This window comes from Sutcliffiella horikoshii, assembly GCF_044809035.1.
Lineage (GTDB): Bacteria > Bacillota > Bacilli > Bacillales > Bacillaceae_I > Sutcliffiella_A > Sutcliffiella_A horikoshii_G.
The window spans coordinates 119973-133621 of sequence record NZ_CP085237.1; the positions used below are offsets into that span (position 1 = coordinate 119973).

12 protein-coding genes and 1 other annotated feature are annotated in these 13649 nt (G+C 42.1%); all 12 genes read left to right on the forward strand.

Annotation, left to right across the window (positions count from 1 at the left end; genetic code table 11):
• Positions 1-4: 4 nt before the first annotated feature.
• Positions 5-514 carry an NYN domain-containing protein gene (locus tag LG307_RS00630; protein WP_404446923.1) on the forward strand — a complete coding sequence of 170 codons (510 nt, stop codon included), beginning with the start codon at positions 5-7 and terminating at the stop codon, positions 512-514.
• Between the two features lie 113 nt (positions 515-627).
• The gene (sigH, locus tag LG307_RS00635; RefSeq protein WP_087942026.1) at positions 628-1233 is read left to right on the forward strand and encodes an RNA polymerase sporulation sigma factor SigH; all 606 of its coding nucleotides are present in this window, start codon (positions 628-630) and stop codon (positions 1231-1233) included.
• A gap of 116 nt (positions 1234-1349) precedes the next feature.
• Positions 1350-1499: a 50S ribosomal protein L33 gene (rpmG, locus tag LG307_RS00640; RefSeq protein ID WP_088016674.1), complete on the forward strand. Its 150-nt coding sequence runs from the start codon at positions 1350-1352 to the stop codon at positions 1497-1499.
• 29 nt (positions 1500-1528) lie between these two features.
• Entirely contained in the window at positions 1529-1711 is a 183-nt protein-coding gene (gene secE / locus LG307_RS00645; RefSeq protein WP_404446926.1) for a preprotein translocase subunit SecE, read from the forward strand.
• Between the two features lie 468 nt (positions 1712-2179).
• Positions 2180-2713, forward strand: coding sequence for a transcription termination/antitermination protein NusG (gene nusG / locus LG307_RS00650; RefSeq protein ID WP_404446929.1), 534 nt, complete (start codon positions 2180-2182; stop codon positions 2711-2713).
• Positions 2714-2885: 172 nt separating this feature from the next.
• Complete coding sequence (gene rplK / locus LG307_RS00655) at positions 2886-3311, forward strand: 50S ribosomal protein L11 (RefSeq protein WP_156515538.1); 426 nt, start codon at positions 2886-2888, stop codon at positions 3309-3311.
• Between the two features lie 117 nt (positions 3312-3428).
• Entirely contained in the window at positions 3429-4133 is a 705-nt protein-coding gene (rplA, locus tag LG307_RS00660) for a 50S ribosomal protein L1 (RefSeq protein WP_404446932.1), read from the forward strand.
• Between the two features lie 48 nt (positions 4134-4181).
• Positions 4182-4325, forward strand: a sequence feature (ribosomal protein L10 leader region).
• Between the two features lie 42 nt (positions 4326-4367).
• Complete coding sequence (gene rplJ, locus LG307_RS00665; RefSeq protein WP_404446935.1) at positions 4368-4868, forward strand: 50S ribosomal protein L10; 501 nt, start codon at positions 4368-4370, stop codon at positions 4866-4868.
• A gap of 63 nt (positions 4869-4931) precedes the next feature.
• Positions 4932-5291 (forward strand): 50S ribosomal protein L7/L12, encoded by a 360-nt coding sequence (rplL, locus tag LG307_RS00670; RefSeq protein ID WP_404446938.1) that lies wholly within the window; start codon positions 4932-4934, stop codon positions 5289-5291.
• Between the two features lie 170 nt (positions 5292-5461).
• Positions 5462-6064, forward strand: a complete 603-nt coding sequence (locus tag LG307_RS00675) for a class I SAM-dependent methyltransferase (protein WP_404446941.1) — start codon at positions 5462-5464, stop codon at positions 6062-6064.
• A 290-nt stretch (positions 6065-6354) separates the two neighbouring features.
• Positions 6355-9912 carry a DNA-directed RNA polymerase subunit beta gene (rpoB, locus tag LG307_RS00680; RefSeq protein ID WP_404446944.1) on the forward strand — a complete coding sequence of 1186 codons (3558 nt, stop codon included), beginning with the start codon at positions 6355-6357 and terminating at the stop codon, positions 9910-9912.
• A gap of 66 nt (positions 9913-9978) precedes the next feature.
• Positions 9979-13575: a DNA-directed RNA polymerase subunit beta' gene (rpoC, locus tag LG307_RS00685; RefSeq protein WP_404446947.1), complete on the forward strand. Its 3597-nt coding sequence runs from the start codon at positions 9979-9981 to the stop codon at positions 13573-13575.
• Positions 13576-13649 lie beyond the last annotated feature (74 nt).

A 13649-nucleotide genomic window follows, 5' to 3' on the forward strand; every position in this document is an offset into this window, starting at 1 on the left:
AAGGATGGATATTCTACTGGTAGATGGATATAACATTATCGGTGCGTGGCCGGAGCTTAGGGTCCTAAAAGATCAGGACCTCGCAATGGCCCGTGATATCCTTATTTCTAGAATGGCAGAGTACCAGGCGTATACAGGTTACAAGGTGATCATTGTCTTTGACGCTCATTTGTCACAAGGAATAGAAACGAAGTATAAAAATCACCGGGTAGAAGTGATCTATACTCGTGAAAATGAAACAGCCGATGAGAGAATCGAAAAGCTTGCCATCAGCCTAAGTGACATCCGCACACAAATACATGTGGCAACATCTGATTTCACAGAACAATGGGCCATCTTCGGTCAAGGTGCACTACGCAAATCCGCCCGTGAACTTCTGAACGAGTCAGAAGCTATTGAAACCAGAATAAAAAAACGAGTAACAAAATTTACCAACGAAAAGCCGTCAAAACGCATAGAATTGGACAATGAAATTTCAGCAATTTTCGAAAAATGGCGTCGAGGACAGCGATGAGTGGTTGACGGTCAATTTATGCCTACTGTATAATATTTCTATCTACTGATTCAGTCGGAGGGATAGGTGTGATAGTGAGCGATCCAAGAAATGCTAACAGGATATTAGAGCTTATGGAAGACGAACAGATGGTAGAACTTGTGCATTTAGGTGATAGTGAAGCGCTAGATTATTTAATCAACAAGTATAAAAACTTCGTTCGCGCGAAGGCTAGATCCTATTTTCTTATTGGTGCAGATCGCGAGGATATTGTGCAAGAAGGGATGATAGGTCTATACAAGGCAATCCGTGACTTTAAAGAGGACAAGCTAACTTCTTTCAAGGCATTTGCCGAACTATGCATCACAAGACAAATCATTACTGCGATTAAAACTGCCACAAGACAGAAGCATATTCCATTGAATTCGTATGTTTCACTGGACAAGCCTATCTATGATGAGGAATCAGATCGTACATTAATGGATGTCATTTCGGGAGCAAAGGTTATGGATCCCGAAGAATTAATTATTAATCAAGAGGAATTTGATGATATAGAGGTTAAGATGGGCGAGTTGCTGAGCGACCTTGAGCGAAAGGTTCTCGCACTTTACTTGGACGGACGTTCTTATCAAGAAATTTCAGAAGATTTAAACCGGCATGTGAAATCCATCGATAACGCATTGCAAAGGGTAAAACGCAAGTTAGAAAGGTACTTGGAGCTTAGAGAGATTACGTTATAATTACTAGATCCTCCAATGCTAATGTATATCATATGATTGCGCCTTCAAATCACATTGACTAATTATTACGGCTATGTTACATTTTTAGGGACATCTATGTTTTGGTGGTGTAACACATGCAAAGTAAGGTAGCACTTGCTTGTGCGGCGTGCTCTTCCCGCAACTATTCAACAGTTAAAGGGAAATCGCAAAGCGCAGAGCGATTAGAGATAAAGAAGTTTTGTAAAGTTTGTAATGCTCACACCGTTCATCGGGAGACAAAATAGATCACTATCTGGGGTTGGAGGTTACATGGATGGGACGTTTGACTAACTTTTTTCGTGATGTAGCTCGCGAAATGAAAAAAGTAAGCTGGCCAAAACGCCAGGAACTAACTCGCTATACAATTACAGTAGTAACAACAGTAATGTTTGTAGCAGTATTTTTCTGGATTATTGACCTTGGTATTTCCGAGTTAATTCGTGCTTTGATTAATTAATAATTTAAGAGTGGACAATAATTTTTATCCTTATTCCTTTTGCTCTTGAATAAGTAATGTTATATCATGGTATAATGTAAATAATACTTTCTGACAAAAAGCCCGTTCAACGGGTTTTTTCATTTGGAAAAAAACACCACGGTGTTTTAATAGTTTCACTGATTTTATATAGGTGGTATTCTTGGCGATTAGCCAAACTCCCCCTGTTGATTGTAGTGAAGGGTGTGAGACTCCTCGAAAATGCTAACGCATTTTCTTCGTGCGATGAATCGCTGCCGAAGCGTTCCTTATCCTGAGGGAGATAGCGGTAGCTTGAGACCCCGCAACGAAGTGAGGAGGCTCAAGCACCGCCCCTAGGAAAGCGAACACCCAAAACGGAAATCAACAGGGAGTCCAACGGAATACTATTATTTATAGTCTCAAAAATAAAATGCTTGAAAAGGGAGGGACGGACACAAGTCCTAAACAATGGAGAAAAACTGGTACGTTGTTCACACTTATTCCGGATACGAGAATAAAGTAAAAGCAAACTTAGAAAAACGAGTAGAATCAATGGGGATGCAAGACAAGATCTTCCGTGTCGTAGTTCCTGAAGAAGAAGAAACAGACATCAAAAACGGCAAAAAGAAAGTAACCAAGAAAAAAGTATTCCCTGGTTACGTCCTAGTGGAAATCGTCATGACCGACGACTCCTGGTATGTTGTTCGAAACACTCCTGGAGTAACAGGCTTCGTAGGATCAAGCGGATCTGGTTCCAAACCAACTCCTCTATTGGATGATGAAATCGCATTTATCCTTAAGAGAATGGGCATGATGGAGAAGCAGATAGAAGTAGATTTCGATGTGAAAGAATCCGTGAAAGTAACAGAAGGACCTTTTGCAAACTTCACTGGTCACATCGTAGAGCTGGATAAAGACAAGCATAAAGTGAAAGTTCTAGTGAATATGTTCGGCCGTGAAACCCCTGTGGAGCTTGACTTTACACAGATTGAAAAATTATAATGTAAAAAAACTTGAAATAGTTTCGTAAAAATGATATTATTTCAAAGGTCAGTATGTCTCTGAAATAGAGACTATTAATAAAAAAATATTCTTTATTAAATATATAAAGAATGAGTTGAGTGGGAGGGAGAAATCCCAGATACCACATCACGGACTTAAGGAGGTGTGTCTCGTGGCTAAAAAAGTTATCAAATTGGTAAAGTTACAAATTCCGGCAGCGAAAGCAAACCCAGCACCACCAGTTGGACCAGCATTAGGTCAAGCAGGTGTTAACATCATGGGTTTCTGTAAAGAGTTCAACGCTCGTACAGCAGATCAAGCTGGATTGATTATCCCTGTTGAAATCACGGTTTTTGAAGACCGTTCATTTACATTTATTACGAAAACTCCACCTGCTGCAGTTTTACTTAAAAAAGCAGCTGGTATCGAGTCTGGTTCTGGTGAACCAAACCGTAATAAAGTTGCAACAGTTAAGCGTGATAAAGTACGCGAAATTGCGGAGACGAAAATGCCAGATCTAAACGCTGCAAGTGTAGAAGCTGCAATGCGCATGGTTGAAGGTACTGCTCGTAGCATGGGTATCACAATCGAAGACTGATCCCATTGCTTTTGATTTAACTGCTGTTCAGGGTTGCGGACTTTGGTTTATAGCCAATTCGCAACCTTTATTCGTGGGAGGTTATTCCGCTAAAACCACATAAGGAGGACGTTTAAAATGGCTAAAAGAGGTAAAAAATACATCGAAGCTGCAAAACTTGTAGACCGTCAAACGGCTTACTCTGTTAACGAAGCTATCGAGTTAGTAAAGAAAACAAACACTGCGAAGTTCGACGCCACTGTGGAAGTTGCATTCCGTCTTGGAGTTGACCCTCGTAAAAATGACCAACAGATCCGTGGAGCAGTAGTGCTTCCTCATGGAACTGGTAAAACTCAAAAAGTCCTAGTTTTCGCTAAAGGCGAAAAAGCGAAAGAAGCAGAAGCTGCTGGAGCTGACTATGTTGGGGATGCTGACATGATCGCGAAAATCAACCAAGGTTGGTTCGATTTCGACGTAATCGTTGCTACACCAGACATGATGGGTGAAGTTGGTAAATTAGGACGCGTATTAGGACCTAAAGGACTAATGCCAAACCCTAAAACTGGTACAGTTACATTTGATGTAACAAAAGCTGTTAACGAGATCAAAGCTGGTAAAGTTGAATACCGCCTTGATAAATCCGGTAACATCCACGTGCCAGTAGGTAAAATCTCTTTCGAAGATGCGAAGCTTGCTGAAAACTTCACAACTATCTATGAGACTTTACTAAAAGCTAAACCGGCTGCTGCAAAAGGTACATTCATGAAGAACGTTGCTGTTACTTCTACAATGGGACCTGGAGTAAAAGTTGATACTTCTACTTTCGTAGCTACCAAAAACTAACATATTGACACGAGATAACTAGACGGTTATAATAATCGTTGTGTTTATAAAATGATATTGTTTGTACCGTAGACAGTAGGTGCCGATTGGCTTAATTTCCTACCGAGGTGTGAATTTTTACGATTTAAAGCCTTGTGCTTTTAACGATAAAACTTCTGCCTCCACCTGCGTGGAGGCATTCTTTATGTACACCGGTCGGTATAAGTGGTAACCAACTTTTTAGGAGGTGTAACGATGAGCAAAGCAGTTGAAGTAAAAAAACAAGCTGTTGGAGAAATCGCTGACAAGTTTAAAGGTTCTGTATCTACTATCGTAGTTGACTACCGCGGACTTAATGTTGCGGAAGTAACTGAACTTCGTAAACAACTTCGTGAAGCAGGTGTTGAGTTCAAGGTTTACAAAAACTCTTTAACTCGCCGTGCGGCTGAAGCAGCAGAAATCAACGGACTTAACGACGCATTAACAGGACCTAACGCTATCGCATTCTCTACTGAAGATGTAGTAGCTCCTGCTAAGATCCTTAATGACTTCGCGAAAAAACACGAAGCGTTAGAAATCAAAGCTGGTGTAATCGAAGGAAATGTTGCAACGGTTGAAGAAGTGAAAGCTCTTGCTGAACTTCCATCCCGCGAAGGTCTTCTTTCCATGTTGCTTAGCGTCCTTCAAGCTCCAATCCGCAACTTGGCTCTTGTTACGAAAGCAGTTGCAGAACAAAAAGAAGAGCAAGGCGCTTAATTTTAATCTAGCAAGTTAAGTAAGTAAAACAAAAACTTATAATATCTAAGGAGGAAATTAACAATGACACACGAACAAATCATTGAAGCGGTTAAAAATATGACTGTTTTAGAATTAAACGACCTAGTAAAAGCAATCGAAGAAGAATTTGGTGTAACTGCTGCTGCTCCTGTAGCTGCTGCTGGTGTAGCAACTGAAGCTGCTGCTGAGCAAACTGAATTCGACGTAATCCTAGCTAGCGCTGGCGCACAAAAAATCAAGGTTATCAAAGTAGTACGTGAAATCACTGGCCTTGGTCTTAAAGAAGCTAAAGAAGTAGTAGACAATGCTCCTAAAGCTCTTAAAGAAGGCGTTGCTAAAGAAGAAGCTGAAGAAATCAAAGCTAAACTTGAAGAAGTTGGAGCTTCTGTAGAAGTTAAGTAATTACAGGCTCTTATAAAGGAAAGCTCGCTACGTGTTAGCGGGCTTTTTTTAAACGGTGCCACACTTGATGTAAGGACCGCTTGGTTACTGTCTTTTTCAAGGGTGCTAATATATGAAGTTGATTTGTTGAAAAGTGATGCAAAATGGCTTTTCAGGTAAGGAGACTAAATATGACGAATCATTATTATACAAACAAGCCATCTGTAGAAAGCAACCGTCAACAATGGAACTTTGATTTAAAAGGTTACAACTTTTCTTTCATAACGGATAGCGGTGTTTTTTCTAAAAAAGAAGTGGACTTTGGATCAAGGGTGCTGATAGAGGCGTTTGAAGAACCGGAAATCGAAGGTCGCATTCTGGATGTTGGCTGCGGTTATGGTCCCATCGGACTTTCTCTTGCAAAATCTTTTCCTCATCGTCATTTGGATATGATTGATGTGAATGAAAGAGCAGTGGAGCTTGCCAAAGAAAATGCTTCTATAAATAAAGTGGAAAATGTCACAGTGTTCACAAGTGATATCTACGAAAAAGTCACTGCCGCCGATTATGCAGCAATTCTTTCCAATCCGCCGATCCGCGCCGGAAAAAAAGTCGTGCATGAGATCTTAGAAAAAGCATGGACGCACTTGGCTCCAAAAGGTGAGTTGTGGATTGTGATCCAAAAGAAACAAGGTGCACCTTCTGCAATCGAGAAATTGGAATCCTTGTTTGAGGAAGTGGAAGTTGTGACGAAGAAAAAAGGCTACTCCATCATCAAATCAAAAAAGGGTTGACTTGGTTTTTTTGTTATGGTAGCATTGTTTAATGCCAATATGTATTTTTCTGAGCACTAATAATTTTATGTATTTTACATGTATAAAATTAGTATGCTTGGAAAAGATAGTAAAATCAATAGAGCGATTGTAAAAACGTGGTTTTCTGTATTGAAACCATTTTTTATTTTTCACATGGATTCTTTTTAGCAATATTGTTTCCATGTTGAATGTTTTTTTATGTTTGGCTTTGAGTGGTTTATATTTTTTGAACTACTATTTAATAACGCTTGATACGAGGGGTGAATCAGTTGACAGGTCAACTAGTTCAATACGGACGACACCGCCAACGCAGAAGTTATGCTCGCATTAGTGAAGTATTAGATTTACCAAATCTAATAGAGATTCAAACATCTTCTTATCAATGGTTCCTTGATGAGGGATTAAGAGAAATGTTTCATGACATTTCCCCTATTGAAGACTTCACAGGAAATCTATCATTAGAATTCATCGATTATAGCTTAGGGGAACCTAAATATTCTGTTGAAGAATCAAAGGAAAGAGATGTTACATACTCAGCTCCTTTACGTGTGAAGGTTCGTCTCATTAACAAAGAAACTGGTGAAGTAAAAGACCAGGATGTATTTATGGGTGATTTCCCGTTGATGACGGATACTGGTACGTTCGTTATTAATGGTGCAGAACGTGTTATTGTATCTCAGTTAGTGCGTTCTCCAAGTGTGTATTACAGCGGAAAAGTAGATAAAAACGGTAAAAAAGGCTTTTCGGCTACTGTTATTCCAAACCGTGGTGCATGGTTAGAATACGAGACTGACGCTAAAGATGTTGTATATGTTCGTATAGATCGTACTCGTAAACTACCAGTAACGGTTCTTTTGCGTGCTCTTGGATTCGGTTCCGACCAGGAAATCATTGATCTTCTTGGCGAAAACGAGTACCTTCGCAATACTTTAGATAAGGATAACACAGAAAGCACGGAAAAGGCATTACTAGAAATATATGAGCGTCTGCGCCCTGGTGAACCACCAACGGTTGAAAACGCGAAAAGTTTATTAGAGTCTAGATTTTTCGATCCTAAACGCTATGATTTAGCAAGTGTTGGAAGATACAAGATTAATAAAAAGCTTCATATCAAGAACAGACTTTTCAATCAACGTATCGCTGAAACACTTGTAGACCCTGAGACTGGGGAAATCATTGTAGAAAAAGGTACACTGTTAGATCGTAGAACTTTAGACCGCATTCTACCTAACATTGAAGACGGCATCGGCCTAACTTCCTTCCATCCGCATGGCGGGGTAGTGGAAGATGAAGTGCCAATGCAATCTATTAAGATATATGCACCGAATGATGCAGAAGGTGAAAAGGAAATCGTCGTTTTAGGCAACGGTTTTATTGAAGAAAAGGTGAAGAACATCGCTCCGGCGGATATCATTGCTTCTATCAGCTATTTCTTTGATCTTCTACATGGTGTAGGTGACACAGACGATATCGACCACCTAGGTAACCGCCGTTTGCGTTCTGTTGGAGAACTTCTTCAAAACCAGTTCCGTATCGGTCTATCTAGAATGGAGCGTGTAGTACGTGAAAGAATGTCCATCCAGGACACTAACACGATCACTCCACAACAATTGATCAATATCAGACCTGTTATCGCATCTATTAAAGAGTTCTTCGGAAGCTCTCAATTATCTCAGTTCATGGATCAAACGAATCCACTGGCTGAATTAACACATAAACGTAGATTATCTGCGCTTGGACCTGGTGGTTTGACGCGTGAGCGTGCCGGCTTTGAAGTACGTGACGTTCACTATTCTCACTATGGTCGTATGTGTCCGATCGAGACTCCTGAGGGACCAAACATTGGATTGATCAACTCCCTTTCTTCTTTTGCGAAAGTAAATAAATTTGGTTTCATTGAAACTCCTTACAGAAGAGTAGACCCTGAAACGGGCAGAGTGACAAACCAGATTGATTACTTGACTGCAGATGAAGAAGATAACTATGTAGTGGCACAAGCAAACGCCCGTCTTGGTGAAGATGGAACGTTCTTGGACCAAAATGTTGTTGCCCGTTTCCGTGGGGAGAACACGGTTGTCGTAAGTGAGAGAATCGACTACATGGACGTTTCTCCTAAGCAGGTTGTATCTGCTGCGACAGCTTGTATTCCTTTCTTGGAAAACGATGACTCCAACCGTGCACTAATGGGGGCGAACATGCAACGTCAAGCAGTACCTTTATTGCAACCGGAATCCCCGATTGTTGGTACTGGGATGGAACACGTTTCCGCAAAAGACTCCGGTGCAGCCGTTATCTGTAAACACCCAGGTGTTGTAGAACGCGTAGAAGCCCGCGAAGTATGGGTGCGTCGTATGGAAGAAGTAGACGGACAACAGGTAAAAGGCAACCTTGATAAGTATAGAATGCTTAAATTCATTCGTTCTAACCAAGGGACTTGCTATAACCAGCGTCCAATCGTTTCCGTTGGAGACGTTGTAACAAAAGGAGAAATCCTTGCAGACGGTCCATCCATGGAAAAAGGTGAATTGGCACTTGGCCGTAACGTAATGGTCGGCTTCATGACATGGGACGGTTATAACTATGAGGATGCCATCATCATGAGTGAGCGTCTGGTAAAAGATGATGTGTACACTTCCATTCATATTGAAGAATATGAGTCAGAAGCACGTGACACAAAACTTGGACCAGAAGAAATCACGCGTGATATCCCGAACGTTGGGGAAGATGCGCTTAAAAACCTTGATGACCGCGGAATCATCAGAGTCGGTGCGGAAGTAAAAGACGGAGACCTATTAGTTGGGAAAGTAACGCCTAAAGGAGTTACCGAACTTACTGCAGAAGAGCGTCTATTACACGCTATCTTTGGTGAGAAAGCTAGAGAAGTACGTGATACATCACTAAGAGTTCCACACGGTGGAGGCGGTATCGTACTTGATGTAAAAGTGTTCAACCGTGAAGACGGCGACGAATTGCCACCGGGTGTTAACCAATTGGTTCGTGCATACATCGTTCAGAAGCGTAAAATTTCTGAAGGTGACAAAATGGCCGGACGACATGGTAACAAAGGGGTAATCTCTCGTATTTTACCGGAAGAAGATATGCCTTACTTACCTGATGGAACGCCAATTGACATCATGTTAAACCCACTAGGGGTACCTTCTCGTATGAACATCGGGCAGGTATTGGAGCTTCACTTAGGTATGGCAGCAAGAACTTTGGGTATCCACGTTGCTTCCGCCGTATTTGATGGCGCGCGAGAAGAAGACGTTTGGAGCACACTTGAAGAAGCTGGCATGGCAAGAGATGCAAAAACTGTATTGTATGACGGAAGAACGGGTGAGCCGTTCGACAACCGTGTATCCGTAGGAATCATGTATATGATCAAACTTGCGCACATGGTTGACGATAAGCTTCACGCACGTTCCACTGGACCTTACTCACTTGTTACGCAACAACCACTTGGCGGTAAAGCGCAATTTGGCGGACAGCGTTTCGGGGAGATGGAGGTTTGGGCACTTGAGGCTTATGGTGCCGCTTATACACTACAAGAAATCCTTACAGTTAAATCCGATGACGTAGTAGGACGTGTGAAAACGTACGAGGCGATTGTAAAAGGTGAAAATGTACCTGAACCTGGTGTACCTGAATCCTTCAAAGTATTGATCAAAGAACTTCAAAGTTTAGGTATGGACGTGAAAATCCTATCCGGCGATGAAGAGGAGATCGAAATGAGAGATCTTGATGAAGATGAAGAACAAGCTTCCGAAGGTATTTCTCTGGATTCAGATAAAGTAGAAGAAGTAAAAGAAACTGTCGCTAAAGACTGATGGCCAACAGTACTTTAAAGATAAGCATTTGGGTAGAACCTGTAGATTATAAGGGAGGTAGGCCCCTTGCTAGATGTTAATAATTTTGAATATATGAAAATAGGCCTTGCTTCACCCGACAAGATCAGATCTTGGTCTTTCGGGGAAGTCAAGAAGCCTGAGACAATTAACTATCGTACATTAAAGCCAGAAAAAGATGGGTTATTCTGCGAAAGAATTTTCGGTCCAACCAAGGATTGGGAATGTCACTGTGGTAAATACAAGCGCGTCCGTTACAAGGGCGTCGTTTGTGACCGCTGTGGAGTAGAAGTGACAAGAGCAAAAGTACGTCGTGAACGCATGGGTCACATTGAACTTGCTGCTCCTGTATCCCACATCTGGTACTTCAAAGGAATCCCAAGCCGCATGGGTCTTGTTCTTGACATGTCCCCTCGTGCGCTAGAGGAAGTAATTTATTTTGCATCTTACGTGGTAACAGAAACAGGGGACACTCCATTGGAGAAGAAGCAACTGCTTTCTGAAAAGGAATTCCGTGCATACCGTGAAAAGTATGGCCAGACGTTCCAAGCAGCCATGGGTGCTGAAGCAATCAAGAAGCTTCTTTTTGATATCGACTTGGAAAAAGAAGTAGATACTCTTAAAGAAGAACTTAAAACTGCTCAAGGCCAACGCCGTACAAGAGCGATTAAGCGTCTTGAAGTATTGGAGTCCTTCAGAGGATCTGGAAATGAACCATCTTGGATGATCCTTGATGTACTTCCTGTCATCCCTCCTGAATTACGTCCGATGGTGCAATTAGATGGTGGTCGTTTTGCGACTTCCGACTTGAATGACTTGTATCGCCGTGTAATCAACCGTAACAACCGTTTAAAACGACTTCTTGATCTTGGTGCTCCTAGCATCATCGTTCAGAATGAAAAGCGTATGTTGCAAGAAGCTGTTGATGCACTGATTGACAATGGTCGTCGGGGCCGTCCGGTAACAGGACCTGGTAACCGTCCATTGAAATCTCTTTCTCACATGCTGAAAGGGAAGCAAGGTCGTTTCCGTCAGAACTTACTAGGAAAGCGTGTTGACTACTCTGGTCGTTCCGTTATCGTAGTAGGACCTAACCTGAAAATGTACCAATGTGGATTACCGAAAGAAATGGCCCTTGAGCTATTCAAGCCTTTCGTAATGAAAGAACTTGTAGAACGCGGGCTTGCACATAACATTAAGAGTGCAAAGCGTAAGATTGAACGTGTTCAACCAGAGGTTTGGGACGTATTGGAATCCGTTATTAGGGAACATCCAGTATTACTAAACCGCGCACCTACTCTTCACAGACTTGGTATTCAAGCATTTGAACCAACACTTGTGGAAGGTCGCGCAATCCGTTTGCATCCACTTGTATGTACAGCATACAACGCGGACTTTGACGGTGACCAAATGGCGGTTCACGTACCACTTTCTGCTGAAGCACAGGCTGAGGCGCGCATCTTGATGCTTGCTGCCCAGAACATCCTTAACCCTAAGGACGGAAAACCTGTAGTAACACCATCCCAGGATATGGTACTTGGAAACTACTACTTAACACTAGAGCGTGAAAATGCTGTTGGTGAAGGAATGGTATTCAAGGACACGAACGAAGCGCTTATCGCTTATTCAAACGGCTACGTACATCTGCACACTCGTGTAGCGGTATATGCAGGTTCCTTGAACAACGAAACATTCACTGAAGAGCAAAAACAAAAGCTTCTAATCACGACTGTAGGAAAGTTGATCTTCAACGAAATCCTGCCGCCGTCATTCCCTTACATTAACGAACCAACAAAGTATAACTTGGAAGTAAACACTCCTGAGAAGTACTTTGTGGAAAAAGGCGCAAATGTAAAAGAAGCGATTCAATCACAAGAGTTAATCGATCCATTTAAGAAGAAAATCCTAGGTAACATCATCGCGGAAGTGTTCAAACGCTTCAAGATTACACAAACATCTGAAATGCTTGACCGCATGAAGAACCTTGGATTCCGTTACTCTACAAAAGCTGGTATTACAGTTGGTGTAGCTGATATCGTAGTTCTTAAAGAGAAAGATGAAATCTTGGTTGAAGCACAAACAAAAGTTGATACGGTTCTTAAGCAATTCCGCCGTGGTTTGATCACAGAGGAAGAACGTTATGACCGCGTTATTTCCATCTGGAGTGCTGCGAAGGATAAGATCCAAGGGAAGCTAATGGAGTCCTTGCCACGCCTGAACCACATCTTCATGATGAGTGATTCCGGTGCCCGTGGTAACGCATCTAACTTTACACAGTTAGCTGGTATGCGTGGACTAATGGCCAATCCATCTGGACGTATCATTGAATTACCGATCAAATCCAGTTTCCGTGAAGGTCTTACGGTATTGGAATACTTTATCTCTACTCACGGTGCGCGTAAAGGTCTTGCCGATACAGCACTGAAAACTGCCGATTCCGGTTACTTGACTCGTCGTCTTGTAGACGTGGCGCAGGATGTTATCGTTCGTGAGATTGATTGTGGAACAGACCGCGGTCTACACATATCTTCTCTGAAGGACGGTACAGAAGTAGTAGAAAAATTAGAAGAACGTTTAGTCGGCCGTTATGCTAGAAAAGCTGTAAAGCACCCTGAAACCGGGGAAGTTCTTGTTGCGGGTAACGATTTAATTACTGAAGACCTTGCTACAACCATTGTAGAAGCAGGCGTGGAAGATGTTTGGATCCGCTCTGTATTTACATGTGACACTCGTCACGGTGTATGTAAAAAATGTTACGGCCGCAACCTTGCGACTGGCTTAGAAGTAGAGGTAGGAGAAGCAGTAGGTATTATCGCTGCCCAATCTATCGGTGAGCCAGGAACTCAGTTGACGATGCGTACATTCCATACAGGTGGGGTTGCAGGAGACGATATCACACAAGGTTTACCGCGTATCCAAGAGATCTTCGAAGCGCGTAATCCGAAAGGTCAAGCGGTCATCTCTGAAATTGATGGTGTTGTAACAGCCATCAACGAAGGTCGCGATCGTCAGCAAGAAATCACTGTCCAAGGTGAAGTAGAAACGAGAAACTACACAGTACCATACACTGGCCGTCTTAAAGTCGGCGTTAATGCAGAAGTTTTACGTGGTCAGGAACTGACAGAAGGTTCCATCGATCCGAAAGAACTACTGAAGGTAAAAGATATGGTTTCTGTACAGGAGTATCTATTGCTTGAAGTTCAAAAAGTATACCGTATGCAAGGGGTAGAAATCGGTGACAAGCACGTAGAGGTAATGGTTCGCCAGATGCTACGTAAAGTACGTGTTATTGATGCTGGTGATACAGATGTACTACCAGGAACACTGCTTGATGTTCACCAATTCACCGATGCAAACGAACGTGTACTTCTTGAAGGCAGAACACCTGCAACTGGACGTCCAGTATTACTAGGTATCACGAAAGCATCTCTTGAAACGGATTCCTTCCTATCTGCGGCTTCCTTCCAGGAAACGACTAGAGTCCTGACAGACGCTGCAATTAAAGGGAAACGTGACGAGTTACTAGGTCTTAAAGAGAATGTTATCATCGGTAAACTAGTTCCAGCTGGTACAGGTATGAACCGCTACCGCAAATTCGATCTTACGAAAGAAGTCGGTAAAGAAGAGCCTGTAACGGTAGAATAAAAGAAAGATTGTCGGGCATCCCCCGACAATCTTTTCAATGTTATTCGATAAAGTATTGACATTCAAAAATAGAG